A 24183-nucleotide genomic window follows, 5' to 3' on the forward strand; every position below is an offset into this window, starting at 1 on the left:
GGGCGACGGGGCCGGCGCTGACGGCCGCGGAGCCGGGCGCGGCGGCAGGGGCCGGCGACGCGCTCCAACCGCACCCCGGCGAGCCGGTGCGCCCCGCGCTCGACCTGCGCCCGGTGCTGCGCTTCGACGGCGTCCAGTACGACGTCGCCGGAGTGCGCCGCATCGGCGACCACGGGCTCGCCGCCGTCGACTTCGACGCCGGGGTGCTGCGCCTCGCCCCGTTCGACCGCGCGCCGAGCGAGGTGCAGGCCGCCGTGCTCGCCGCCCCCGAGGAGCTCGCGGTGCCGGCCGAGGAGTCGGCCGAGTTCGTCGGAACCCACCTGCCCGCGCTGCTCCGGCACGTGCCGATCTTCAGCGCCGACGGCTCGTTCACACCCCCGCCGCCGCCGCCCGCGACGCTCGTGCTGCGGGTCGACCGGCTGAGCGGCGACCGCCTCGCGCTCGAGTGGCGCTGGCGGCGCGCGGATGGGCAGGAACTGCGCCTCGGCGCCCCCGAGGACGAGTTCGACGAGCCGCTCGCGCACCGTTCCGCGCTGCTCGACCGCGTGCACGCCGCGCTCGCCGGGTGGGAGCCGGAGTCGCCGTGGCCCGCCACGTCCCTCACCGCACTGCCCGTGCCCGAGACGGCCGTGCTCGGCGACGCCGATGCCGCCTCGTTCGCGGTCGAAGTGCTGCCCGCCCTCGAAGCATTGGCCGGCGTCGAGGTCGCCGTGTCCGACCCGCTGCCGCCGTACCGCGAGGAGGTCGCGGTGCCGGAGCTCGCCGTCACGCGCGTCGACGATCCGCGCACCGACTGGCTCGACCTCGGCGTGCTCGTCACGGTCGGCGGCCGCCGCGTCGCCTTCCAAGCCCTCTTCATCGCCCTCGCGAAGGGCGCGAAGCGCCTGAAGCTCGTCGACAACAGCTACCTCAAGCTCGACCGGCCGGAGCTGGACCCTTTGAAGGCGCTGCTCGAGGAGGCCGGTCTGCTGCGCGAATGGGAACCGGAGACGAACCTGCCGCCGGCCGAGCGCGCGCGGCTCACGAGCGACTTCGAGGACCTCGCCGAGTTCGCGGAGCCCGCGGTCGCCTGGCGGCAGCTCGTGCGCTCGCTCGAGGACGCCGAGGTCGCCCCGATCGCGCCGCCGGCCGACCTCCGGGCCGACCTCCGCCCCTACCAGCTCGACGGGTTCCGGCGGCTCGCGTTCCTCGCGGAGCGCGGGCTCGGGGGCATCCTCGCCGACGACATGGGCCTCGGCAAGACCGTGCAGACGCTCGCGCTGCTCCTGCACCTCCGCGAGCTCGACCGGTCGGCCGAGGGGCAGGATGCCGCCCCGCGGCCGTTCCTCGTCGTCGCCCCGACGTCCGTCGCGACGAACTGGGTGCGCGAGGCGGAACGGTTCGCGCCCGGTCTCCGGGTCGCGCTCGTCTCGAGCACCCGCGGGGCGAGGGCCGACTCGCTCGCGGCGGCCGCCGCATCCGCCGATCTCGTCGTGACGACCTACTCGGTGCTCCGGCTCGCCGCGCCGGCGTTCCACGCGCTGCGGTGGCGGGCGCTCGTCATCGACGAGGCGCAGGCGGTGAAGAACCCGGCGACGAAATCGCATGCGGCAGTCGCGGGGGTTCGCGCACCGGTGCGCCTGGCCCTCACGGGCACCCCCGTCGAGAACCACCTCGGCGACCTCTGGTCGATCCTCGCGATCGTCGCGCCCGGGCTGTTCCCGTCGCGGCGCTGGTTCACCGAGCACTGGCGGCGTCCCATCGAGCGCGGCAACGTCGCGCGGCTGGCGGAGCTCCGCGACCGCGTCCGCCCGCTCCTGCTGCGCCGCACGAAGGAACTCGTCGCCCCGGAACTCCCGCCCAAGCAGGAGCAGACGCTCGAGCTCGAGCTCGCGCCCGCGCATCGGCGACTCTACGACGCGACCCTGCAGCGCGAGCGGCAGAAGCTGCTCGATCTGCTCGACGAGGACGAGTCCCGCCAGCGGTTCATCCTCTACCGCTCGATCACGCTGCTCCGCATGCTCGCGCTCGACGCCGCCCTCATCGACGCGGCCCATGAGCAGGTGCCCTCGGCGAAGCTCGACGCCCTGCTCGAGCAGCTCGACGACGTGATCCAAGAGGGCCATCGCGCCCTCGTCTTCAGCCAGTTCACGACGTTCCTCGATCGCATCCAGGCGCGGCTCGAACGCGCCGGGGCGGCCTTCGCCCGGCTCGACGGCTCGACGAGCATGAAACGGCGGGACGCCGAGATCGCGCGGTTCCGCGCCGGCGAGGCGGGCGTCTTCCTCATCTCCCTCAAGGCCGGCGGCGTCGGCCTCAACCTCACCGAGGCCGACTACGTCTTCCTCGCCGACCCCTGGTGGAACCCGGCGGTCGAGGAGCAGGCGATCGACCGCACGCACCGCATCGGGCAGGAGCGCCAGGTGATGGTCTACCGGCTCGTCGCCGCGGGCACGATCGAGCAGAAGGTGCTCGCGCTCGCAGCCCGCAAGGGCGAGCTCGCCGAGTCGCTCCTGGATGCGCCGGGCGGTGCGGGCGCCGGCCTCACCTCGGGCGAACTCCGCGCGCTGCTCGACTGATCGAGCGTCCGGCCGATCGGCGGGCTCGACGCGTCAGCGCGCGCGACCGGGCTTCCGCCGCCGCTCGCGCGGGGCGTCGAGGCCGAGATGGATGCGCGCACGACGGCGTTCGATCACGATGCACGCCGAGCCGAGGGCCCAGAGCGGCACCTGGGTGAGGAACGCGATCTTGAACGCGGCGAGCGTGTAGGTGTCGGGGGTGCCGGCGCCCTGCAGGTCGAGCGCGATGCCGATGAGCAGGATCGCGAGGAGGGCGGCGAAGAACCCGCCGACGTTCACGATGCCGGTCGCGGTCGACAGGCGGTGGCTCGGGTTGTAGGTGCGGGCGTGGTCGAACGCGACCATCGAGCCGGGACCGCCGACGGAGAGGGCGAAGGCGAGCACGAAGAGCATCCACTCGGGGGCGGCGCCGGGCCAGAGGATGACTGCGAGCCACGCCGCGACCTGCACCCCGATGATCGGCAGCGCGAGCAGGCGCGTGCGCCGCATCGGATGCCGACCGGAGATCGCGCCGATGATCGGTCCCATCACGAGGCCGAAGAGCACGTAGACCGTGAGCACGAGGGAGGCGGTCGGGCCCGAGACGCCGAGGCCCTCCGTCATGAACGGGAAGCCCCAGAGCAGCACGAAGGCGGTGCCGGCGAACGGGGTGGTGAAGTGGGTCCAGAACCCGAGCCGGGTCGCCGGGTGCGCCCACGAGTCGCGGAAGCCGCGGCCGAGCTCGAGCGCGGAGACCACCTTGCGCCCGCCCGTCGAGCCGGGGGGCTCGTTGCGGATGAGCGCGAGGGAGAGCACGGCGAAGAGGGCCGCGACCGCGGAGAGCGAGCCGAACGCGACCTCCCAGCTCGTCGCGTGCAGGAGCGCGGCGAGCGGCAGCACTGAGATGATCTGGCCCGTCTGGCCGAGGATGCCCGTGAGCTGGATGAGGAACGGGGCGCGTTTCTCGTCGAACCAGAGGGCGATGAGCCGGAGGGCGCTCGGGAAGATCGCGGCGTCGCCGGCGCCGATGAGCATGCGCGCGACGATGGCGAGGCCGACGTGGTCGGCGAAGGCGAGGGCGAGCTGCCCGGCCGACATGAGCACCATGCCGACGACGATGAGGGGGCGCGCGCCGAAGCGGTCGAGCAGGAGCCCGACGGGGATCTGCATGATGCCGTAGACCGCGAGCTGGATGACGGCGAACATCGACAGCGTCGACGCGTCGGCGTGGAACCGCTCGGCGGTGTCGACGCCGACCGCCGAGAGCGAGGTGCGGTTGACGATGGCGACGACGTACGCGAGCACCCCGATCGACCAGATGAGCCACGCCCGCCAGGTTCCGGTCGCCGGAGCGGGGGAAGCGGCGGGGAGAGCAGTCACGTGATCCATTGTCCAACAAAAGTTCGCAGCCGAGTGCGACCCGCCCGCTGGACGGAACACGGGCCGGGGGCGGTAGCGTCGGAATCCGGCCACGTCGGCGAAGGGGGATCGCAATGGACGGAACGAACGGGGCAGGTGCACCCGGCCCGAGCGGACGGCTGGAGGGCGGGCCGTTCGGCGTCGAGCTTCGGATCGAGCGCCGCATCGAGGCATCCATCGAGCTCGTCTGGGCGAACCTCGTGGAGCCGGCGCGGCTCGAACGCTGGATCGGAACGTGGGAGGGCGACCCGGGCAGCGGGTCCGTGCGATTCGCGATGACCGCCGAAGGCGCGGATGCGCCGTGGGCCGACACCCGCATCCACGCGTGCGAGGCCCCGCACCTGCTCGACCTCGAGACCGCCGTCGGCGACGACTCGTGGCGGCTGCGCGTCGAACTGCTCGGCGCCGACGGCGTCACGCTCCTGCGCTTCGCACAGGCCGCGGCCCACGACCTCGGGGTCGACCTCGCGAGCGTCGGGCCCGGATGGGAGTACTACCTCGACCGGCTCGTCGCGGCCGCGACCGGCGGCGATCCCGCGTCGATCGTGTTCGAACCGGACTACCTGCCCGGCATGGGCCGGTACTACGGCGAACTGCGTTGAGCCGACGACCGGATCAGTTCCAGTACCAGAACGCGTTGAAGACGTTGGTGATGCCGCCGAGGATGAGCGAGGCGGCGACGAGGGTGAGCGTCACGATCCACGCCGTGCGCTTCTGCTCCTCGTAGCCGGAGAGCGGACGGCCCTGCTTGTCGCGCTGCGCACCCGTGAGCACGAGGATCAGGTCGACGAGCCACCAGATGCCGAGGCCGCCGAAGGTGATGAGCTTCAGGATGCCCGTGCCGACCTTGCCGAGGTAGAAGCGGTCGATGCCGAGCGCGCCCAGGAGCCACGAGAGCAGCCACGTCGCGACGAACGACTTGCCCGTATCGGCGACCGAGACGGCCGTGCCGGGCGCCGCGCGGTAGCCCGCGCGGGAGTTCGCGTCCGCGTTCGTCATCGGTCCTCCTCGTGCTTCGACGTCCCTCGTACGGGGGCGACGCTAGCAGCGGCGCGGAGACGCACCGCGCCGATCGGCGAGGTTGTGACCCGACCGCAACACGGGCCCGGTGCGAGCCCGGGTCAGAGCGGCGGCAGCCCGCGGACGGCGCGCGGATCGGGCCCGCCGACGACGTGGAGGAAGCGGAACTCCCGTCGTCGGAGAGCCCGGAGGATCAGTGCGCGCACGCCGCCGAAGGCCGCCAGTCCCGCCTCGGGCGGGACCGGCACGATCCGATCGATCGGGTGCTCGCGGCCGCGATGCTCGACGAATCCGATCGGCCCGTCGTCGCCGCGTCGGGCGGCGGCGACCAGGTTGCGGTACCAGTTCACGCCGTCACCGTAGGTGAGTTCGCAGACGAACCCGCCGGCCACCGGTGCGAGCACGAGCGGCGTCTCGAACGTGCGGCCCGACTTGCGGCCCGTCGTGCGGATGAGGGCGAAGGGGCCGACGCCGCTGCGCGCGCTCGCCGCCGTCGCGCGGTTCAGCCCGCCCTTGATGAACGCGAGCCACCCGCGCTTGATCCGGCCCATCGGCATGCGGGCAGGCTAGCGTCCACGGCGTGGCGCCGCTGCGTGCGGGGCGTACGTTTCCGTTGTGCTCCGGCGCCTACACTTGGCGAATGGCTGAGGACCGTGGCTGAGTCCGGGCGCAGGCGCCCGACGATCGAAGACGTGGCGCGCGAGTCCGGGGTGTCGCGCGGCACCGTGTCGCGCGTGCTCAACGGCGGGCACTGGGTGAGCGACGACGCCCGCGTCGCCGTCGAGCAGGCGATCAAGCGCACCGGCTACCGGCCGAACCCGCACGCGCGCAGCCTCGCGACCTCTCGTGCCAACTCGATCGCGTTCCTGCTCACCGAGTCGCAGGACCGGCTCTTCGAGGACCCGAACTTCTCCGTGCTCATGCGCGGCGCCGCCGAGGCGCTCGCCGAGCGCGACCTCCCGCTCGTGCTGCTCATGGCCGGCTCCGACGCCGAGCAGCGCCGCGCGACCGAGTTCATCTCCGGCGGCCACGTCGACGGCGCGCTGCTCGTCTCGTCGCACCGCGGACGCGAGGGCTTCCTCGCCGACCTCGTCGCGGCGGACGTGCCGGTGATCGCCTGCGGCATCCCGCTCGGGTACGAGCGCAAGATCGGCTACGTCACGGTCGACGACGTCGACGGCGCTCGGCAGATGGTCGCGCACCTGCGCGACTCGGGTCGCCGCCGCATCGCGACGATCACCGGCCCCGCCGACACCTCCGGCGGCATCGGTCGGCTCGAGGGCTATCGCGCCGAGCTCGGCGAGGACTTCGATCCGACGCTCGTCGTCGAGGGCGACTACTCGCGGGCGAGCGGCGTGCGGGGCATGCGCGAACTGCTGCGCCGAGCCCCCGACCTCGATGCGGTGTTCGCGTCGAACGACGTCATGGCGTCGGGCGCCCTCGAGGTGCTGCGCGAGGCCGGCCGTCGGGTCCCGGAGGACGTCGCGGTCGCCGGGTTCGACGACGCGCCCATCGCATCCCGGCTCGAGCCGGGGCTGACGACGATGCGCCAGCCGTTCGACCGCGTCGCGCACGAGATGGTGCGCCTGCTGCTCGACGTCATCGACGGCCGTGTGGCCGCGCGTGTCACGCTGCCCGCCGAACTGGTCGTGCGCGACTCGGCCTAGCGGCCGAACCGGTCGTGCGCGACTCGGCCGAGGCAGCCGAACCCGTCGCGCGCGACCGGGGCGACGAGTTCAGGCGGCGACCTTGGCGCGGCTCTTTGCCGCGCGGATCGGCGCCACGGGGCGTGCGGGTGCCGTGGGCGTCGCAGGCATCGCCGCGTTCGGCTCGTCGAGGTCCACCACGAGTCCGGCGTTGGAGTCGGCGGCGCGGGCGAGCGACTGCAGCAACTCTCGGTCGAGGGTCTCGAGTTCGACGGTGTCGAAGGTGAAGCGCAGCGGCATCGCCGGGTTCATCCAGAGCGACGTACGGCGCTCGGCCGAGCGGTCGATGCCGGTGAGCATGAAGGTCTCGCCGCGGCGGAGCTTGGTGGTGGCGACGACCTTGATGTGCGCGAGCGTCCAGTCCGGGATCTCGATCGGTTCGTCGAGGGTGCCGTAGCAGAGGCGTCCCATGGTGGGTCCTTCCGGTCGGGTGGTGCGGGGATGCGGGGAGAGGCGGTGCGAGGGGAGCGCAGGCCGTCGTCAGGCGGCGTGCTGGAGGTGCATGCGCCGGAGGTGGCGGCGCTCGGCGAGGCTGTCGGCGACGCCGCCGAAGCCGAATCGCCGGGGCTTCGGCACGAGGTCGAGTCCGATCTCGCGGCGGCGGACGGGCATCGGGCGGGCAGTCTGGTCGGCCGGCGAAGCGGCGGTGCGGCGGGTCGGAACGGTCGATCGGTTCATCTCGGTCATCCTCCTTGCGTCGGTGATGCCTAAGTTTTCACATTTCATATCCACTGTCAATCACAGAATCGAAGAAGTACAGAAACTGTGTAATCTTCCGTGTGTTACAACTTCTGTCTGCTATCTTCGGAGGACGAAATGACCGCGATCGAGCTCGGTACGTGGAGCGAAGTCGACGAGGGATTCTGGGCCGGCAACGCCCAGGGCGTGTTCCTCGGCACGATCGAACGGACGGGGGCGGAGACGTTCCTCGCCCAGGACCACGTGGGCGGTCGACTCGGGGAGTTCTCCTCGTCGTCGGCGGCACGTGCCGCGATCACCGACCCGGTCCGATAGGGAACAGCTCGGAGGTACGCATGCCCAAGACCGTCGTTCGCCATGAGGGTGAGCACCTCTACGCGAACCAGCCGCAGACCGAGTCCGGGCAGCGCCTCTCCGCCGTCGTGCTGCGCATGCGGCAGGCGGAGCGGCTCCAGGCCGAGCGCGCGGTGCGGCGATCCGAGCTCTCGGCGGTCGATCTCGCGGCGCTCCGCTACCTCGTGCAGGGGCATCGCGACGGCCGAGACCTCAGCCCGAAGGACGTCATCATCATGCTCGCGACGTCGAGCGCGACCGTGACGAACGTGCTCGAGCGGCTCGTGAACCGGGGCTACCTCGCGCGCGTCCAGCATCCCAAGGACCGGCGCGCGCATTACCTCGTGCCGACCGAGCTCGGCATCCGGCACGTCGACGACGCCTACCATGCTCGCGATGCCGCGGTCGTCTCCGTCATCGACGGCCTGACCGACGTGGAGGCCGACGCCGCGGCGGCGGTGCTCCGGCGCATCGCCGACGCGCTCGAGGCCATCGCGCCGATCGAATCCGACTGACGGCCGGCCGACCCGCCGGACGCTCGGGCGTCGCCGCCGCTACTCGGTCGGCTGCTCGATCGCGGTCGGCCCGCCCCCGCGGCGCTCCAGCCGGATGACGATCGACTTCGAGGTCGGCGTGCCCGAGCCGTCGGCGACGGAGTCGAGCGGCACGAGCACGTTCGTCTCGGGGTAGTACGCGGCGGCGTTGCCGCGCGGGGTGTCGTAGTGCGTCACCCGGAACGCCTCGGCGCGGCGCTCGAGCCCGTCCGGCCACTCGGAGACGAGGTCGACGAGCTCGCCCTCGGCGAAGCCCAGCTCCGTCGCATCCTCCGCATGCACGAGCACGACGCGGCGACCGTGCGCGATGCCCCGGTAGCGGTCGTCCTTGCCGTAGATCGTGGTGTTGTACTGGTCGTGCGAGCGCAGCGTCTGCAGCAGCAGGCGGCCCTCCGGGATCCTCGGGTACTCGAGCGGGTTCGCGGTGAACCGGGCCTTGCCGGTCGCCGTCGCGAAGGAGCGGTCGTCGCGCGGCCCGTTCGGCAGCATGAGCGTCTTGCCGCCGGCCACGCGCGACTCGAAGTCCTCGAAGCCCGGCACGACCGCCTCGATGTGGGCGCGGATGCCCGCGTAGTCGACCTCGAGCGCGTTCCAGTCCGCCTGCGGCGCGTTCGGCACGGCATCCGGGCCCGTGAAGAGCCGCCGGGCGAGGCGCGTGACGACCGCGACCTCCGAGGGCAGGTCCTCCGAGGGCGGGAAGAGCCGTCCGCGCGAGGCGTGCACGGCGCCCATCGAGTCCTCGACGGTGACGCGCTGCTCGGGTTCCCCGCGGCCGCGCCGGTCGCGGTCCGTGCGGCCGAGCACCGGCAGGATGACCGCGCGGCGGCCGGTCACGACGTGGGAGCGGTTGAGCTTCGTGGACACCTGCACGGTCAGGTCGCAGTTGCGCAGCGCGGCCTCGGTGACGGCGGTGTCGGGCGCCGCCGAGACGAAGTTGCCGCCCATCCCCATGAACACGCGACCGCGGCCGTCGCGCATCGCGCGGATCGCGTTGACGGTGTCGTGCCCGTGCCCCCGCGGCGCCTCGAAGGCGAACTCCGCGTCGAGCGCGGCCAGGAAGCGCTCCGGCATCTTCTCGAAGATGCCCATCGTACGGTCGCCCTGCACGTTCGAGTGGCCGCGCACCGGGCAGACGCCGGCGCCCTCCCGGCCGATGTCGCCGCGCAGCAGCAGGAGGTTCACGACGTCGCGCAGGGTCGCGACCGAGTGCTTGTGCTGCGTCAGGCCCATCGCCCAGCACACGATCGTGCGCTTCGAGGCGCGCACGTACTCGCCGAGTTCGTGGAGGTGCTCGACGCTCAGGCCGGTGGCGAGGGCGAGCTCGTCCCACGAGGCATCCTGCATCGCCTGGGCGTACTCGGCGAAGCCGGAGGTGTGCACCTCGATGAACTCCTCGTCGAGCACGCGGCCCCAGCGCTCGTGCTGCTCGAGCAGGTGCTTGCCGAGCGCCTGGAAGAGGGCCTGGTCGCCGCCGAGGCGGATCTGCACGAACTCGTCGGCGATGGGCGTGCCGTCGCCGATGACGCCGCGCACGAGCTGCGGGTTCTTGAAGCGCTTGAGCCCGGCCTCCGGCAGCGGATTGACGGCGATGACCGTGCCGCCGTTGCGTTTCGTCTTCTCGAGCGCCGAGAGCATCCGGGGATGGTTGGTACCGGGGTTCTGGCCGGCGACGATGACGAGGTCGGCACGGTGCAGGTCCTCGATCGTGACGGTGCCCTTGCCGATGCCGATGGTCTCGTTCAGGGCCGTGCCGGAGGACTCGTGGCACATGTTCGAGCAGTCGGGCAGGTTGTTCGTGCCGAGCCCGCGCACGAGCAGCTGGTAGAGGAACGCGGCCTCGTTGGAGGTGCGGCCCGACGTGTAGAAGATCGCCTCGTCGGGATCGTCGAGGCCGCGCAGGGCCTCGGCGACGAGGTCGAGGGCCTCGTCCCAGGATGCCTCGCGGTAGTGCGTCGCGCCCGGCTCGAGCACCATCGGGAACACCAGACGGCCCTGCTGGCCGAGCCAGTAGTCGTCCTGCTCCGCGAGCTCGGCGACGGAGTGCTCGGCGAAGAACGCGGGCCCGACGCGGCGCAGCGTGGCCTCCTCGGCGACGGCTTTCGCGCCGTTCTCGCAGAACTCGGCGACGTGGCGCTTGTCCTCCTCGGGCCAGGCGCAGCCGGGGCAGTCGAAGCCGTCCTTCTGATTGACGCGCAGCAGCGTGCGCGCCGTGCGGGCGACGCCCATCTGGTCGAGCGACACCTGCATCGCGTGCAGCACCCCCGGCACGCCGACGGCCCAGTCCTTCGGGCGCCCCACCTCGAGGCGGGACTCGTCGATGCCGTGCTCCGGTGCCTGCTTCGCCATGCGGGCAGCGTAGCGCTGCAATCGAAGCCGAACCCGTCCGGATGGGCGCGCCGGCGCGCAGCGGATGCATGATGTGGTGAACGAAGGAGTCCCCATGTCCCGAGCCGTGCTGCGCCGCCGCGTCACCCGCGTGCGCTGGGGGAGCGAGCCCGCCGACGCGCCCGGTCCATCGCGCTCGACGCGCGAGGACGTGCTCGCCGTCGAGGAGCCTCTCGAGATCCGCATCGGGGGCCGATCGTGGTCGGTCACGATGCGCACGCCGGGCGACGACTTCGACCTCGTCGCGGGGTTCCTCGTCTCCGAGGGCGTCGTCGCCGCGGCGCCCGAGCTCGCGTCGTTGCGCTACTGCGCCGGGGTCACCGAGACCGGTGAACGCGCCGAGAACACCTACAACGTCGTGGATGCCGTGCTCGGGCCGGGGGCGATCCCGCCCCGGGACGCCCACGCGCGGCACTCGACGACGACGAGCGCGTGCGGCGTCTGCGGCACGACCTCGATCGACGCCGTCACCAAGGAGGCCCGATTCGAGCTGGATGCCGACGGCGACGCGGCCCTCGTCGACGCGGGCCTGCTCGCATCCCTGCCCGACCGCCTGCGTGCGCAGCAGCGGCTCTTCGACTCGACGGGCGGCGTGCATGCCGCGGGGCTCTTCACCGCCGAGGGCGAACTGCTGTGCCTCCGCGAGGACGTCGGCCGGCACAACGCCGTCGACAAGGTCGTCGGCTGGGCGCTGCGCGAGGGGCGGCTGCCGCTGTCGGGCACCGTGCTCCAGGTGTCGGGGCGCGCCTCCTTCGAGCTCGTGCAGAAGGCGCGGCTCGCGGGCATCCCCGTGCTCGCGGCGGTGAGCGCGCCGTCCTCGCTCGCGCAGCAGCTCGCCGAGCGGTCGGGGCTCACGCTCGTCGGCTTCAGCCGCGGCACGAGCTTCACGGTCTACGCCCACCCCGAGCGCATCCGGCTGGTCGAGTAGGCGCGCAGCGCCGTCTCGAGACCGGTGGGGCGCCCTTCGTTGGTCGACTCGGCGCGCAGCGCCGTATCGAGACCCGGTGGGGCGCCCTTCGTTGGTCGAGTCGGCGCGCAGCGCCGTATCGAGACCGGTGGGGCCTCCTTCGTTGGTCGAGTAGGCGCGCAGCGCCGTATCGAGACCCGGCGGTTGCGGGGTCTGGATACGCTCGACCAGCGGAGCGGCTAGGGCCGCTCCCACGCCGCCAGGGGACCCGGCACGACGCGGAACAACGGATGCGGAGCCGGCGAGGCGTCCTCGAGGTCGAGCGCGCGCTCGGGCGAGCGCGTGCGGAGCTTGCGCAGCAGGTGCCCCCACTCGTAGTCGAGCTGGCCGTCGCTGACGTCGATCGCCGGGGCGATCGGGCCGACCCGCAGCACGTCGATGCGGGTGCGGTCGAACCGGTAGCCGCGCGCGGTCGCTTCGTCGGCGACGCCCGCGAGGAAGGCCCCGACGAGGTCGAGCGGCGCCTCGCCCGCCCGGAATCGCTCGAGCTGGGGGTGACGGCGGTAGCCCGCGGTGCGCCCGGCGAGCACGGCCTGGGCGAGCAGAGCCTCGCGCCAGCACGCCGTGAGGCCCTGGCGGTCGAGGAACCGGGGATGCAAAGACCAGAGCCGCACCCCGTGAGCCTACGACGTGCGCCGAGTGGCGTGCCTCAGGTGGCGACCGTGCCGATGTTGATCATCCAGGTGACTCCGTACTTGTCGTCGAGCTGCCCGAACGCGTCGCCCCACGGCGCGTTCTCGAGCGGCATGGCGATCGTGCCGCCGTCGGCGAGCGCCGCCCACCACCCGCGAAGCGTCGCGTCGTCGGCCGGTTCGCCCCACAGCGCGACGGCGAAGCCGCCGAAGGGCTTGGCCGGGTACTGGGCGGTCGCGTCGGAGCCCATGAGGTCGAAGCCGGGCCCGGTGAGCTGGCTGTGCATGACGAGGTCGCCGTCCTCCGGGCGCTCGTTCATGCCGAACTCGGAGTACGTCGAGACGGTCAGCTCGCCGCCGAACACCTCCTGGTAGTACGCCATCGCCTCACGGGCGTTGCCGTTGAAGCTGAGATAGGTGCTGGCCGAGGTCATCGTCGTCTCCGTTCGCGAGCAGGATCGTGCGTCCGGGGGCAGCCTCGCACCGACCGGGGACATCCGGAACCCCGTCGCGGACGCGTCGAAGCCCCCACCGGCGCCGCCCGGCCCGGCCGCCACTCGCTGCTCGCCGTCGACCGGTTCGCGTCGAGGTCGGACCTCTCGTCGGCCCACTCGGCGCACGCTCGTTGAGCGGCGCGGTTGTGAGCGATAACATCCCGCCACCGGCCGCTCCGGGGTCGCCCGGATCCGCGGGAATCCGGGGCGCTGGAGCAGTTCGGGCCCGGACTCGGCGAGGCGGCACAAATATGAGCGCTCACATTCAGGGGGCGCCGTTGCAGAACCGTGACATTCCGGGCGGAACGAAGCGCTTGTGATTCGCAGATTGTGAGCGATAACATCTCGACGCGCCCAACGACGGGCGCCCGGCACCGGCCGAACGCGACGAGCTGCAGCAGCACGACGCGCCACGCCCCCCACTGCGACGGCACCGAGAGACGCAGCACAGCCGGCACTGAACAAGGAGGTTCACCGTGAACAAGAAGTTCCTCTCGCTCGCGGCCGCCGGGGCCCTGATCCTCGGGCTCGCGGGCTGCGCCGGCGGCGACGCTGCCAGCGAATCGAGCGGCCCCAAGGCGCTCGACGAGCTCGTGGTCGGCTTCGCGCAGGTCGGCGCCGAGTCCGGCTGGCGCACCGCGAACACCAAGGACATCCAGGCGTCGTTCGAAGACGCCGGGATCGAGCTGAAGTTCTCCGACGCCCAGCAGAAGCAGGAGAACCAGATCAAGGCGATCCGCTCCTACATCCAGCAGGGCGTCGACTACATCGCGTTCTCGCCCGTCGTCGAGACCGGCTGGGACGCCGTGCTCAACGAGGCGAAGGCCGCGGGCATCCCCGTCGTGCTGACCGACCGTGCGGTCGACAGCAAGGACACCTCGCTCTACGTCTCCTTCCTCGGCTCCGACTTCATCGAAGAGGGCAAGAAGGCCGGCCAGTGGGTGCTCGACGAGTACGCCGACGCCACCGAGCCCGTGAACATCGTCCAGCTCGAGGGCACGACCGGTGCCGCGCCGGCCATCGACCGCGCCGAGGGCTTCGCCGACGTCATCTCGGAGAACGAGAACCTCCAGGTCATCGCGAGCCAGACCGGCGACTTCACCCGCGCCGGCGGCAAGCAGGTCATGGAGGCGATGCTGAAGGCCAACCCCGACATCGACCTCGTGTACGCGCACAACGACGACATGGGCCTCGGTGCGATCGAGGCGATCGAGGCCGCCGGCCTCGTGCCCGGCCAGGACATCAAGATCGTCACGGTCGACGCGGTCCACGACGGCATGCAGGCCCTCGCCGATGGCAAGATCAACTTCATCGTCGAGTGCTCGCCGCTGCTCGGCAAGCAGCTGGTCGACATCATCACCACCCTGAACGAGGGCGGCACCGTCGAGCCCCGCATCATCACGGAGGAGACGACCTTCACCCAGGAGCAGGCGATCGAAGCCCTGCCCGACCGGCAGTACTGATCCGCCGACCGCTGGTCGAGCAGCGGCGAAGCCGCGTATCGAGACCTCGCGAGGTCTCGATACGCGTCGCTGCTCGACCAGCGGAACACCCTCGATCAGCGAACCACGGACTCGATGGAGAGACGAATGACCGACACCGCACCCGTCGTCGAGATGCGCGGCATCTCGATCGAGTTCCCGGGCGTCAAAGCCCTCGACGGCGTCGACTTCCGCATGTTCGCCGGCGAGGTCCACTCGCTCATGGGCGAGAACGGCGCCGGCAAGTCGACCCTCATCAAAGCCCTCACGGGCGTGTACGGCATCGATGGCGGCACCATCGTGCTGGGTTCAGAGGAGGTGTCGTTCTCGGGCCCGGCGCAGGCGCAGGCCGCCGGCATCTCCACCGTGTACCAGGAGGTCAACCTCCTGCCGAACCTCTCGGTCGCCGAGAACATCATGCTGGGCCGCGAGCCCCGCCGCTTCGGCTCGATCGACTGGCGGGCCACCCGGCGACGCGCGGCCGAGCTGCTCGCCGGCCTGAACCTCGAGATCGACCCGACGTCGCTCCTCGGCGACCACTCGCTCGCCGTGCAGCAGCTCGTCGCCATCGCCCGGGCGATGGACATCAACGCGCGGGTGCTCATCCTCGACGAGCCGACGTCGAGCCTCGACGCCGACGAGGTCGCCGAGCTGTTCCGCGTCATCCGCTCGCTCAAGGAGCAGGGCGTCGCGATCCTGTTCGTCTCCCACTTCCTCGACCAGGTCTACGAGATCGCCGACCGGCTGACGGTGCTGCGCAACGGCCGGCTCGTCGGCGAGTACCGCACGGAGGAGATCCTCCGCATCGACCTGGTCCAGAAGATGATCGGCAAGGAGCTCGCGAGCCTCGACGACCTCGAGAAGCGATCCCGCGCCGTCGTCGAGGGCGACGAGGATGCCCGTGCCGCTCGTTTCCTCGACGCCGAGGGCATCGGCCGAAAGGGCAAGGTGCAGCCCGTCGACCTGCCGATCGCCGAGGGCGAAGTGGTGGGCCTCGCCGGCCTCCTCGGCTCCGGCCGCACCGAGGTCGCGCGCCTCATCGGCGGCATCGACCGCCCCGACTCGGGCTCGATCGAGCTGCGCGGCGACGGCGTCAAGCTCCGCACGCCCCGCCAGGCGATCGCGCACCGCATCGCCTACTCCTCCGAGAACCGCCGCGACGAGGGCATCGTCGGCGACCTGAGCGTGCGCGACAACATCGTGCTCGCGCTCCAGGCCGACCGCGGGTGGTTCCGCCCCATTCCGAAGAAGCGCCAGGAGGAGCTCGCCCAGAGCTACATCCAGGCCCTCAACATCCGACCCGCCGACCCGAACGCGCTCGTGCGCAACCTCTCCGGCGGCAACCAGCAGAAGGTGCTGCTCGCGCGCTGGCTCGCGATCGCACCCCGCCTGCTCATCCTCGACGAGCCGACCCGCGGCATCGACATCGGCGCCAAAGCCGAGATCCAGAAGCTCGTCGTCAACCTCGCCGAGAACGGCATGAGCGTGCTGTTCATCTCCGCCGAGCTCGAAGAGGTGCTGCGCCTCAGCCACCGCGTCGCCGTCATGCGCGACCGGCGCATGGTCGCCGACCTCGTCAACGACGGCCTCGGCGTCGAGGAGCTCATGGCACTCATCGCCGAGGGCTCGGGCGACGAGGACAACCCGGGCGAAGCGGCATCCGCCTCGCCGACGCCCCCCGCCGGGCCCGCGCCCGCCGACCCCGAAGGAGCCCTCCGTTGAGCGCCCTCCTCGCCCGCATCGTCGGGAGCCGGCTGTTCTGGCCGATCGTCATGCTGTTCGTGCTCTTCGTGGTCAACCTCATCGCGTTCCCGGGCTTCTTCTCGATCACGATCAAGGACGGCCACCTCTTCGGCAGCCTCATCGACATCCTGCGCAACGGCGCGCCGACGCTCATCATCGCCGTGGGCATGACGCTCGTCATCGCCACGCGCGGCATCGACCTCTCGGTCGGCGCGGTCGCGGCGATCTCGGGCGCGGTCGCCTGCGCGATCATCCTCGGCTCCCCGAACCCGGGCAGCCCGGCGACCGTCGCCGTCGCGGTGCTCGTCGCGATCGGCATCTCGCTCGTGCTCGGCGTGTGGAACGGCTTCCTCGTGGCGGTGCTCGGCATCCAGCCGATCATCGCGACGCTCATCCTCATGACCGCGGGCCGCGGCGTCGCCATGCTCATCACCGAGGGCCAGATCCTGACGGTCAACAGCCCGCCGTTCAAGATGCTCGGGTCCGGGTTCTGGCTGGGTCTGCCGGTGGCCGTCATCATCGCGGCCGTGCTCTTCGCGGCGGCGGCTCTGCTGACTCGGCGCACCGCGCTCGGCATGCTCATCGAGTCGGTCGGCATCAACCCCGAAGCCTCCCGGCAGGCGGGCGTGCGCGCCCGCGGCCTCCTCTTCGGCGTCTACACGTTCTGCGCCTTCTGCGCGGCGATCGCCGGCGTCATCCTCACCGCCAACACGGCCGCGGCCGACGCGAACAACACGGGCCTGTTCATCGAGCTCGACGCCATCCTCGCCGTCGTCATCGGCGGCACCTCCCTCGCGGGCGGCCGCTACTCGCTCGCCGGCACGCTCGTCGGCGCCCTCGTCATCCAGACCCTCGTGACGACCGTCTACACGGTCGGCATCCCGCCGATCGCGACGATGGTGTTCAAGGCCGCCGTCGTGACGATCGTCTGCATCCTCCAGTCGCCCAGAACCAACCAGGCGCTCGGCTCGTTCCGACGAAGCCTCGCCGTCCGAGCCGGGAAGGGAGCGGCCGCGTCATGACCGCCACACTCGAGCCCACGTCCGTCGCCCCCGGCGGACCCGACCGTCAGGACGGCAAGCCCGCCGTCGCGGCTCGACTGCGCAGCGCGCTGCGCGTGCTCATCAGCCCGAAGTACGGGCCGGTGCTCATCACGCTCGCCCTGTTCGTGCTGCTCTTCATCGTCGGCGGGGTGCGGTACACCAACTTCTTCTCGGCGCAGGTGCTGCTGAACCTCTTCGTCGACAACGCGTACCTCATCGTGCTCGCGGTCGGCATGACGTTCGTCATCCTGACGGGCGGCATCGACCTCTCGGTCGGCGCGGTCGTCGCGCTCAGCGGCATGATCGCCGCGAGCCTGCTGCAGGCGGGCTGGGGGCCCGAGGTCGTGATCCCGCTCATCCTCGTGCTCACGAGCGTCCTCGGCCTGCTCGTCGGGCTCATGATCCACGTGTTCGACGTGCAGCCCTTCATCGCGACGCTCGCGGCGATGTTCCTCGCGCGCGGCCTCTGCTACGTCATCAGCCAGTCGTCGATCTCGATCACCGACCCGACGTTCGTGCAGCTCGCGGTCACGCGCATCCCGCTCGGCGGCGGCGCCTCGATCACCCCGAGCGTCATCATCGCGGTCGTCGTCGTGGCGATCGCCGTCTGGGTGCTGCACCGCACGCGCTTCGGCCGCACGGTCTACGCGCTCGGCGGCAGCGAGCAGTCGGGCATGCTCATGGGCCTGCCGGTGGCCCGTACGAAGGTGCTCGTCTACGTCGTCTCGGGCTTCTGCTCGGGGCTGGCGGGCGTGCTCTTCACGTTCTACACGCTCTCGGGCTACCCGCTGACGGCCATCGGCACCGAGCTCGACGCCATCGCCGCGGTCGTCATCGGCGGCACGCTGCTGACCGGCGGCTACGGCTTCGTGCTCGGCTCGGTGCTCGGCGTGCTCGTGCTCGGCCTGATCCAGACCATCATCAGCTTCGAGGGCACCCTCTCGTCGTGGTGGACGAAGATCTTCATCGGCGCGCTCCTGCTGGTGTTCATCATCCTGCAGCGGGTGCTGACCACGCGGCGCCGATAATACTGAGGACGATCGCGCCGCCGGCGGCGCGAGGCAGGAGCCGCACCGAGTGACCGAGGACAAGACCCGCGGCGCGACGATCTTCGACGTCGCGCGCCTCGCGGGGGTCTCGCACCAGACGGTGTCGCGGGTGCTCAACAATCTGCCCAACGTGCGGCCGGCGACGCGCCAGCGCGTCGAGCAGGCCATCGCGCAGCTGCGCTACGTGCCCTCGCAGGCCGCCCGGGCGCTCGTCACCCGTCGCTCGAGGATGCTCGGCCTCATCGTCATGGGGGCGCCGGGCCAGGCTCCGGCGTCGACGGCGCTGCACTTCAACGAGGCCGCGCGCGACGCCCGGTACGCGGTCATCCAGGCCAGCATGGCGCGCGCCGACCCGGCCGAGGTGCGGGCGGCGGCGGAGCTGCTCGTGCAGCAGTCGGTCGAGGCGGTCGTCGTGATCGCGCAGCAGCGCGCCGCGCTGGACGCACTCGCCGGGCTCGAACTGGGGGTGCCGCTCGTGGCGATCGCCTCGGAGGACCGCGGCATCGCCGCCCGGGTCGGGTCCGACCAGTTCGGCGGCGCGCGGGCGGCCGTCGAGCACCTCATCGCCCTCGGGCACACGCGGGTGCGGCACGTCGCGGGCCCGCCCGACTCGATGGACGCCGCCGAGCGGCTGCGCGGGTGGTTCCAGACGATCGCCGATCGCGGGCTGCCGGCCTCGGAGCCGATCATCGGGGACTGGTCGCCCGCGAGCGGGCACGCCGCCGCCGCCGTGATCGCGGCCGATCCCCAGGCGAGCGCCGTCTTCGTCGCGAACGACCTCATGGCGCTCGGCCTCATGCACGGACTCCGGGAGCGCGGCATCGCCGTGCCGGGCGATGTCAGCGTCGTCGGGTTCGACGACCTCGCCGAGACGGCCTACTTCGACCCGCCGCTCACGACGGTGCGGCAGGACTTCGCGGTGCTCGGCCGCAACGCCCTCACGACGGCGCTCGCGGTGCTCGGCGACGAGGAGGCCGTCGTGCCGACGCCCGCCCCGACGGTGCTCGTCGAGCGCGAGAGCACGGCCGCGCGGGTGGGGTCCCCCGTCGAATGAGGCGGCCGCGGCTCACGCGGTCGGCAGGTCGGCGAGGCCGACGAGCGGCAGGAACAGCTCGTCGACGATGCCGAGGATGTCGGATTCGGCGAGCGGCGCGAAGTTCAGCAGCAGGTGCTGGCGGTAGAGGTCGAACGGGAGCGCGACGACCCGTGCGGGCGGCGGGGCGGTCAGCTCGCCGCGCTCGAGCGCGCGGGCGACGAACGTCTCCATCATCGGCCGGCGGTCCCGCACGAACTCGGCACGGAGCTCGGCGAACGTCGTGCCGGTGTCGAGGTAGTAGCTGCCGACGAGCACGCTCATGAGCGGGATGATCGGGGCGCGCGCGGCGTTGGCGCGACGCAGGCCCTCGAGCACGTCGCCGCGGAGCGTGCCCGTGTCGGGGACCTCGACGGCGTCGCGCCAGAAGCCGCGGGCGAGCGCGGCCTTCACGAGTGCGGGCTTGTCGGGCCAGCGCCGGTAGAGCACGGGGCGGCTGGTGCCGGCCCGCTCGGCCACCCGCTCGAACGTGAAGCCGTCGTAGCCGGACTCGGAGAGCTCGGCCCAGGCCGCGTCGAGGAGGGCCGCCTCGAGCTCGGGGCCGCGGCGGCGCGCGGGGCGTTCGGGGGTGCCGGAGCCGGTTCCGGACCCGGCGTCGGGCGACGCAGGCGGGGTCTCATCCGAACGGCTCGCAAGATCCATTTGTGTATCTTACATCGGCGGCGTAGCATCCGATGTCCGAGATACATGCCTGTATCTCGACCGTCGTCTTGGAGCACCCATGTCCGCCACCCCGGCCCCCGCGGCCGCCGCACTCGACCGTCGCACCCTCGTGACCGTGTTCGTGCTCATCGTCGGCGGCCTCGCCGTCATCTTCGACTCGACCATCGTCAGCGTCGCCCTCGACACCATCGCCCGCGAACTCGGCGTGCCCATCAGCACCGTGCAGTGGGTGTCGACCGGCTACCTGCTCGCCCTCGGCGTCGCGATCCCGATCGTCGGCTGGGCGCAGGCGCGGCTCGGCGGCAAGCGCCTCTGGATGCTCGCCCTGACGGTCTTCCTCGTCGCCTCCATCGCCTGCTCCCTCGCCTGGGACGCTTCGAGCCTCATCGCCTTCCGCGTCGTGCAGGGCCTCGGCGGCGGTCTCATGATGCCGCTCATGACGATGCTCGCCCTGCAGCAGGTCGGCGCCGGAGGCCGCGCGGGCCTCGGCAAGCTCATGGCGATCGTCAGCCTGCCGATGGCGCTCGGCCCCATCCTCGGCCCGACCATCGGCGGCGTCATCCTCGAGTACCTCGACTGGAGCTGGCTGTTCTGGGTCAACGTGCCCTTCTGCCTCGTCGGCCTCGCCCTCGCGTGGAAGTTCCTGCCCGCCGACCGGACCGCCGGTCGCGCGAAACTCGATATGGTCGGGCTCCTCCTCCTCTCGCCCGGCCTCGTCGGCGTGCTCTTCGGCCTCTCCAACGCGGGCGACGAGGGCGGCTTCGCCCGCATCGACGTCTGGGGGCCGCTCGCGGCGGGCGCCGTGCTCGTCGCCGCGTTCGTCGCGTGGGCGCTGCCGCGCCCGAACCGCGCCCTGGTCGACGTGCGCCTCTTCGGCAAGCGCGCCGTCGGCTCCTCGTCGATGCTGTTCCTGCTCGCGGGCGCCTCGCTCTACGGCGCGATGCTGCTGCTCCCGCTCTACTTCCAGAACATCCAGGGGCTCAGCGCCCTCGAGGCCGGACTCGTGCTCATCCCGCAGGGCGTCGGGACGCTGCTCACCCGAGTGCTCGCCGGCCGGCTCACGGACTCGGTGGGCGGTCGGTGGGTCGCGCTCGTCGGCTTCGCCGTCATGGGTGCGGCGACCGTGCCGTTCGCCTTCGCCGACGCGGACACGTCGATCTGGCTGCTCATGGGCGTGCTGCTCGTGCGCGGCATGGGGCTCGGCGCGGTCATGATCCCCGTCATGTCGGTCGCCTACGTCGGCCTCGACAACGCCGAGGTGCCCCACGCGAGCATCGTCACACGACTCGCGCAGCAGCTCGGCGGCGCGTTCGGCACGGCGCTGCTCGCCGTCATCCTCGAGGCGAACCTCGTCGGCGCCGTGGATGCCGCCGACGCCGCGGACGCCTTCGACGCCGCGTTCTGGTGGGCCGTCGGCTTCACCGTCGTCGCAATGGGACTGACGTTCCTGCTGCCCGGCCGCACGGCGGTGCGGGCGGCCGCCGCGGCTGCGGAGGAACGGGAGGCCGCGGCCGCGCTCGCCGAGTAGGCGCCGAACGCGGATGCCCGGGCCCGGCGGACCGGGGCATCCGCGTCTCCGGTTCAGGCCGCCGGCTGCCGCTCGAACGCGAGCTTGACGGCGAACCCGGCGAGCACCGCGCCGGAGGCCCGGCGCTGCACTCGCATCGCGCGGGGCCGACCGCGCAGGAACCGGGCGAGTCGTCCGGCCCCGAGCACGACCAGGCCGTTGACCGCGAGCCCGACGACGATCTGCACGCCGCCGAGGACGAGGAACTGCGGGGGGATCGGCTGCGCCGGATCGAGGAACTGCGGCAGCACGGCGGCGTACAGCAGCGCGATCTTCGGGTTGAGCAGGTTGGTGACGAGCCCCATCCCGAACAGTCGGAGCGGACGGATCGGAGCGACCTCGGTCTGCTCGAACACGGAACGGCCGCCCGGCCGCAGCAGCTGCCAGGCGAGGTAGCCGAGGTAGAGCGCGCCGGCGATTTTGACGACGAGGAAGGCGACGGGAACGGCGGCGAAGAGCGCCGCCAGCCCGAACGCGGCCGCGACGAGGTAGGCGACGAAGCCGACCCCCGTCCCGGCGAGGGAGATCAGCCCCGCCCGCACCCCCTGCCCGATCGACCGCGAGGCGAGGTAGGCCATGTTGGGGCCCGGCGTCAGCGCCATTCCCAGTTCGACGAGCGCCACGCCGAGCACGGCCGTCCAGCTCACGAGCACGTTCGGTCTCCCGTCGGACTCGCGCGTCGAGCGGGAGCCCGGCGCAGAACGCGATCGCCGTGAACGCCCATGACGAGGGCGACACCGAGGAGTGTTTCGGGGGTGGTCACCCGGGCAGCCTACGGCCGGGGCGAGGGCGCCCCGGACCGCAGGAGCCCGGCCGCCGGACCGCGGCGCTGGTCCCGGTCCGGGACGCCTCGAGGAACGCGAGCTCGTGCCCGGCCGAGACGCGGAGGAACGGGAGGCCGCGGCTGCGCTCGCCGACTGAGCCGGCCGACGGGCCCGGAACGCGAGGATGCCCCGGACCGCGCGGTCCGGGGCATCCTCGTTCCTCGTCGCTCAGCCGACGACGATGCCGGCGAGCGGGACGTGCTGCTGGCCCGAGTGCATGTCGCGGTCGGCGAACGACCCCTGCACGACGGGGCGGGGCAGCGAGATCTTGATCGCCTTGAGCGCCGGCATGCGGAAGACGCGGATGCCCTCGGCCGGCGTGCGGTAGAGCGCGGCGATCGTCGCCGGGTCGGTGACGGCCGATGCCGCCACGCGCTCGAACGCCTCGTCGGTCGGGAGGAAGACGTCGAGCGTCAGCCAGAACGGGCCGGCGTTCTTCGCGCGCACGAGGTCGGCGACCTCGGCGAGGGTCCGGCTGCTGCTGCTCGGTGCGACGGTCTCAGCCACGGGGAGCCACCTCCTGGAACTCGGTGCGGAAGAGGTCGCGCTCGTCGGCGACCTCGATGGCGTGCTGCAGCACGAACTCATAGACGGCGCCGCGCTCGAACTCGGCGGGCGACGTCGCGAACGCGAAGCTCGGCAGGTGCGTCATGCCTGCGAGCGGCAGGTGCAGCAGCACGGGGTTGGCGGTCTTCGCGAGGGCGGTCGCGGTCGCCTGGTCGGCGGCGCGCACGCGCAGCAGCACGCCGACCTCGCGGGGTACGGAGCCGCCCGGCTCGAGGTCGCCGAGCACCGCGTTGTGGCCGTAGGCGCGCACCTCGAGGTCGTAGTCGGCGGGCTCGAGGCCGAGGAACGCGTGGGCGCGACGGCGCAGCTCGCCGTCGAGCCGTGCGAGCCAGGCATCCAGGTGCGCGAGGATCTCGGGGTCGCGCACGCCGACGAGCGACATGGTCTCGTAGCCCGCGAAGGCGCTGCCCTCGAGCTTGATCGTCGGCTGCTCGGCGGCCTCGAAGCGGGAGCCCTCGACGCGGGTCGTGCGCTCGTCGAGCGCCGTGTAGACGGCCGCGCTCGTGTCGAGGATGCCCGCGGGCTCGCGCATGCGGTACGGGTCGGCGTTCTCGTAGAGCATGTGGGCGGCGACCGTCATCGGGGTGGCGGCCGAGGTGTCGTCGAGCGGGACGACCGTGAAGCCGTCGTCGTCGATCTCGACCATGACGCCGCCGCCGAGCGGGTCGGTCGTGCACTGGCTGCCGCATTCGACGGTCTTCGCGGCGTGCCAGGCCGGTCCGGGGGCGATGCCGTGGCGCAGCGCGAGCGCGGCGACCGAGGCGGTGTCGGAGGCGCGGCCGGCGATGACGAGGTCGGCGCCGGCGTCGAGGGCGTCGGCGATGGGCGCGTGGCCCATGAGTCCGACGATGTGCGAGCAGCGCTCGACGGTCGCCGCGTCGAGCGGGCCCGCCGGTTCGAGGGCGCGGATGCGGCCCGCGGCCAGGGCGCCGAGCACCTGCTCCTGCGCGAGTTCGCTGCGGATCGTCGCGAGGCGGAACGTCAGCGACTCCTCGTCGGCGATCTCCTGCGCGATGCCGGCGAGCCAGTCGACGCCGGAGTCGGTGCCGCTCGTGCCCGCGCTCGTGACGACGACGGGGATGCCCGCCGCGCGCGCGGCGACGAGCATGACCCTGAGGTCGCGCTTCGCCGCGCCGCGCGGGGTCTTCGCGACCCCGGCGCCGAGGTACGAGGGCCCCGAGTCGGTCGAGCCGCCGTCGACGGCGATGGCGTCGGCGCCCAGCCGGATGCCTCGGGCGACGGTCTCCTCGGGGAAGCCGCCGCCGAGCATGCCGATGGGGAAGACGATGCGGATGGAGTCGCGCTTCGGCGACGGCGCGGGGCCGGTCGCTTCGGCGGTCAGGGAGTCGGTCATTCGTGCACCTTTGCTCGGATCGCCTCACTCTATTTGCTATAGCAAGTGTCGTC

General features: G+C 72.1%; 24 protein-coding genes. 12 read left to right on the forward strand and 12 right to left on the reverse strand.

Going from position 1 to position 24183, the window contains the following annotated elements:
* On the forward strand, positions 1-2558 hold a 2558-nt coding region (locus GB864_RS08210), incomplete at its 5' end, for a DEAD/DEAH box helicase (RefSeq protein ID WP_160423937.1).
* Between the two features lie 33 nt (positions 2559-2591).
* Here the strand turns inward: GB864_RS08210 and GB864_RS08215 are convergent.
* Entirely contained in the window at positions 2592-3926 is a 1335-nt protein-coding gene (locus GB864_RS08215; protein ID WP_160423939.1) for an MFS transporter, read from the reverse strand.
* Between the two features lie 104 nt (positions 3927-4030).
* Here GB864_RS08215 and GB864_RS08220 point away from each other — a divergent pair, with 104 nt between their 5' ends.
* Positions 4031-4558, forward strand: a complete 528-nt coding sequence (locus GB864_RS08220; protein WP_160423941.1) for an SRPBCC domain-containing protein — start codon at positions 4031-4033, stop codon at positions 4556-4558.
* Positions 4559-4571: 13 nt separating this feature from the next.
* On the opposite strand, the gene GB864_RS08225 is transcribed toward GB864_RS08220, so the two are convergent.
* Both GB864_RS08225 and GB864_RS08230 read right to left on the reverse strand, forming a co-directional pair.
* Positions 4572-4955, reverse strand: coding sequence for a TM2 domain-containing protein (locus tag GB864_RS08225; protein ID WP_160423943.1), 384 nt, complete (start codon positions 4953-4955; stop codon positions 4572-4574).
* A 122-nt stretch (positions 4956-5077) separates the two neighbouring features.
* Positions 5078-5533, reverse strand: a complete 456-nt coding sequence (locus GB864_RS08230) for a PNPOx family protein (protein WP_160423945.1) — start codon at positions 5531-5533, stop codon at positions 5078-5080.
* Positions 5534-5668: 135 nt separating this feature from the next.
* Between GB864_RS08230 and GB864_RS08235 the strand changes: the two genes are divergently transcribed.
* The gene (locus GB864_RS08235) at positions 5669-6643 is read left to right on the forward strand and encodes a LacI family DNA-binding transcriptional regulator (protein ID WP_336603926.1); all 975 of its coding nucleotides are present in this window, start codon (positions 5669-5671) and stop codon (positions 6641-6643) included.
* 69 nt (positions 6644-6712) lie between these two features.
* On the opposite strand, the gene GB864_RS08240 is transcribed toward GB864_RS08235, so the two are convergent.
* Together GB864_RS08240 and GB864_RS08245 are read right to left on the reverse strand one after the other, a co-directional pair.
* On the reverse strand, positions 6713-7093 hold the full coding sequence (locus tag GB864_RS08240; RefSeq protein WP_202107077.1) for a DUF7882 family protein: 381 nt from the start codon (positions 7091-7093) through the stop codon (positions 6713-6715).
* A gap of 69 nt (positions 7094-7162) precedes the next feature.
* Positions 7163-7360: a hypothetical protein gene (locus GB864_RS08245; RefSeq protein ID WP_160423949.1), complete on the reverse strand. Its 198-nt coding sequence runs from the start codon at positions 7358-7360 to the stop codon at positions 7163-7165.
* A 138-nt stretch (positions 7361-7498) separates the two neighbouring features.
* Between GB864_RS08245 and GB864_RS08250 the strand changes: the two genes are divergently transcribed.
* Both GB864_RS08250 and GB864_RS08255 read left to right on the forward strand, forming a co-directional pair.
* On the forward strand, positions 7499-7696 hold the full coding sequence (locus GB864_RS08250) for a hypothetical protein (RefSeq protein WP_160423951.1): 198 nt from the start codon (positions 7499-7501) through the stop codon (positions 7694-7696).
* Positions 7697-7716: 20 nt separating this feature from the next.
* Positions 7717-8229 carry a MarR family winged helix-turn-helix transcriptional regulator gene (locus GB864_RS08255; protein ID WP_160423952.1) on the forward strand — a complete coding sequence of 171 codons (513 nt, stop codon included), beginning with the start codon at positions 7717-7719 and terminating at the stop codon, positions 8227-8229.
* 39 nt (positions 8230-8268) lie between these two features.
* Here GB864_RS08255 and GB864_RS08260 read toward each other — a convergent pair whose 3' ends face one another.
* Positions 8269-10614: an FdhF/YdeP family oxidoreductase gene (locus GB864_RS08260; RefSeq protein WP_160423954.1), complete on the reverse strand. Its 2346-nt coding sequence runs from the start codon at positions 10612-10614 to the stop codon at positions 8269-8271.
* A gap of 94 nt (positions 10615-10708) precedes the next feature.
* Between GB864_RS08260 and fdhD the strand changes: the two genes are divergently transcribed.
* Positions 10709-11581 (forward strand): formate dehydrogenase accessory sulfurtransferase FdhD, encoded by an 873-nt coding sequence (fdhD, locus tag GB864_RS08265; protein WP_160423957.1) that lies wholly within the window; start codon positions 10709-10711, stop codon positions 11579-11581.
* Positions 11582-11799: 218 nt separating this feature from the next.
* Here the strand turns inward: fdhD and GB864_RS08270 are convergent, their stop codons facing one another.
* Together GB864_RS08270 and GB864_RS08275 are read right to left on the reverse strand one after the other, a co-directional pair.
* Positions 11800-12234, reverse strand: a complete 435-nt coding sequence (locus GB864_RS08270; RefSeq protein WP_160423959.1) for a pyrimidine dimer DNA glycosylase/endonuclease V — start codon at positions 12232-12234, stop codon at positions 11800-11802.
* A 35-nt stretch (positions 12235-12269) separates the two neighbouring features.
* A complete protein-coding gene (locus GB864_RS08275) occupies positions 12270-12686 on the reverse strand; it encodes a VOC family protein (RefSeq protein ID WP_160423961.1) in 417 nt (138 codons plus the stop codon).
* A 536-nt stretch (positions 12687-13222) separates the two neighbouring features.
* Here GB864_RS08275 and GB864_RS08280 point away from each other — a divergent pair.
* The 5 genes from GB864_RS08280 (at position 13223) to GB864_RS08300 (ending at position 19116) form a co-directional block, all read left to right on the forward strand.
* Positions 13223-14209, forward strand: a complete 987-nt coding sequence (locus GB864_RS08280) for a substrate-binding domain-containing protein (RefSeq protein WP_160423963.1) — start codon at positions 13223-13225, stop codon at positions 14207-14209.
* Positions 14210-14335: 126 nt separating this feature from the next.
* On the forward strand, positions 14336-15949 hold the full coding sequence (locus GB864_RS08285; protein ID WP_160423965.1) for a sugar ABC transporter ATP-binding protein: 1614 nt from the start codon (positions 14336-14338) through the stop codon (positions 15947-15949).
* Positions 15946-16992 carry an ABC transporter permease gene (locus GB864_RS08290; RefSeq protein ID WP_236778988.1) on the forward strand — a complete coding sequence of 349 codons (1047 nt, stop codon included), beginning with the start codon at positions 15946-15948 and terminating at the stop codon, positions 16990-16992. Before GB864_RS08285 ends, GB864_RS08290 begins: the two co-directional genes overlap by 4 nt.
* On the forward strand, positions 16989-18041 hold the full coding sequence (gene yjfF, locus GB864_RS08295) for a galactofuranose ABC transporter, permease protein YjfF (protein WP_160423967.1): 1053 nt from the start codon (positions 16989-16991) through the stop codon (positions 18039-18041). Before GB864_RS08290 ends, yjfF begins: the two co-directional genes overlap by 4 nt.
* Before the next feature lie 49 nt (positions 18042-18090).
* Positions 18091-19116, forward strand: a complete 1026-nt coding sequence (locus tag GB864_RS08300; protein ID WP_160423969.1) for a substrate-binding domain-containing protein — start codon at positions 18091-18093, stop codon at positions 19114-19116.
* 12 nt (positions 19117-19128) lie between these two features.
* On the opposite strand, the gene GB864_RS08305 is transcribed toward GB864_RS08300, so the two are convergent.
* Positions 19129-19797 carry a TetR/AcrR family transcriptional regulator gene (locus GB864_RS08305; RefSeq protein ID WP_160423971.1) on the reverse strand — a complete coding sequence of 223 codons (669 nt, stop codon included), beginning with the start codon at positions 19795-19797 and terminating at the stop codon, positions 19129-19131.
* Between the two features lie 79 nt (positions 19798-19876).
* Between GB864_RS08305 and GB864_RS08310 the strand changes: the two genes are divergently transcribed.
* On the forward strand, positions 19877-21346 hold the full coding sequence (locus GB864_RS08310; RefSeq protein WP_160423973.1) for an MDR family MFS transporter: 1470 nt from the start codon (positions 19877-19879) through the stop codon (positions 21344-21346).
* A 53-nt stretch (positions 21347-21399) separates the two neighbouring features.
* Here GB864_RS08310 and GB864_RS08315 read toward each other — a convergent pair whose 3' ends face one another.
* From GB864_RS08315 to GB864_RS08325, 3 genes are all read right to left on the reverse strand, one after another.
* Positions 21400-22032, reverse strand: a complete 633-nt coding sequence (locus GB864_RS08315; RefSeq protein ID WP_336603927.1) for a LysE family translocator — start codon at positions 22030-22032, stop codon at positions 21400-21402.
* Positions 22033-22377: 345 nt separating this feature from the next.
* The gene (locus GB864_RS18765) at positions 22378-22716 is read right to left on the reverse strand and encodes a DUF4387 domain-containing protein (RefSeq protein ID WP_336603928.1); all 339 of its coding nucleotides are present in this window, start codon (positions 22714-22716) and stop codon (positions 22378-22380) included.
* Entirely contained in the window at positions 22709-24130 is a 1422-nt protein-coding gene (locus GB864_RS08325) for an acyclic terpene utilization AtuA family protein (protein WP_160423977.1), read from the reverse strand. The genes GB864_RS18765 and GB864_RS08325 overlap by 8 nt, the downstream gene beginning before the upstream one ends.
* Positions 24131-24183: the final 53 nt, after the last annotated feature.

The sequence above is a fragment of the Agromyces seonyuensis genome (assembly GCF_009789225.1).
Lineage (GTDB): Bacteria > Actinomycetota > Actinomycetes > Actinomycetales > Microbacteriaceae > Agromyces > Agromyces seonyuensis.

What these genes read in the sequence shown, in the direction of transcription:
- GB864_RS08215 (WP_160423939.1), bottom strand. Translation starts at nt 3,926, where the DNA reads ATGGATCACGTGACTGCTCTCCCCGCCGCTTCCCCCGCTCCGGCGACC.
- GB864_RS08220 (WP_160423941.1), top strand. Translation starts at nt 4,031, where the DNA reads ATGGACGGAACGAACGGGGCAGGTGCACCCGGCCCGAGCGGACGGCTG.
- GB864_RS08225 (WP_160423943.1), bottom strand. Translation starts at nt 4,955, where the DNA reads ATGACGAACGCGGACGCGAACTCCCGCGCGGGCTACCGCGCGGCGCCC.
- GB864_RS08230 (WP_160423945.1), bottom strand. Translation starts at nt 5,533, where the DNA reads ATGCCGATGGGCCGGATCAAGCGCGGGTGGCTCGCGTTCATCAAGGGC.
- GB864_RS08240 (WP_202107077.1), bottom strand. Translation starts at nt 7,093, where the DNA reads ATGGGACGCCTCTGCTACGGCACCCTCGACGAACCGATCGAGATCCCG.
- GB864_RS08245 (WP_160423949.1), bottom strand. Translation starts at nt 7,360, where the DNA reads ATGAACCGATCGACCGTTCCGACCCGCCGCACCGCCGCTTCGCCGGCC.
- GB864_RS08250 (WP_160423951.1), top strand. Translation starts at nt 7,499, where the DNA reads ATGACCGCGATCGAGCTCGGTACGTGGAGCGAAGTCGACGAGGGATTC.
- GB864_RS08255 (WP_160423952.1), top strand. Translation starts at nt 7,717, where the DNA reads ATGCCCAAGACCGTCGTTCGCCATGAGGGTGAGCACCTCTACGCGAAC.
- GB864_RS08260 (WP_160423954.1), bottom strand. Translation starts at nt 10,614, where the DNA reads ATGGCGAAGCAGGCACCGGAGCACGGCATCGACGAGTCCCGCCTCGAG.
- fdhD (WP_160423957.1), top strand. Translation starts at nt 10,709, where the DNA reads ATGTCCCGAGCCGTGCTGCGCCGCCGCGTCACCCGCGTGCGCTGGGGG.
- GB864_RS08275 (WP_160423961.1), bottom strand. Translation starts at nt 12,686, where the DNA reads ATGACCTCGGCCAGCACCTATCTCAGCTTCAACGGCAACGCCCGTGAG.
- GB864_RS08285 (WP_160423965.1), top strand. Translation starts at nt 14,336, where the DNA reads ATGACCGACACCGCACCCGTCGTCGAGATGCGCGGCATCTCGATCGAG.
- yjfF (WP_160423967.1), top strand. Translation starts at nt 16,989, where the DNA reads ATGACCGCCACACTCGAGCCCACGTCCGTCGCCCCCGGCGGACCCGAC.
- GB864_RS08305 (WP_160423971.1), bottom strand. Translation starts at nt 19,797, where the DNA reads ATGGATCTTGCGAGCCGTTCGGATGAGACCCCGCCTGCGTCGCCCGAC.
- GB864_RS08310 (WP_160423973.1), top strand. Translation starts at nt 19,877, where the DNA reads ATGTCCGCCACCCCGGCCCCCGCGGCCGCCGCACTCGACCGTCGCACC.
- GB864_RS08325 (WP_160423977.1), bottom strand. Translation starts at nt 24,130, where the DNA reads ATGACCGACTCCCTGACCGCCGAAGCGACCGGCCCCGCGCCGTCGCCG.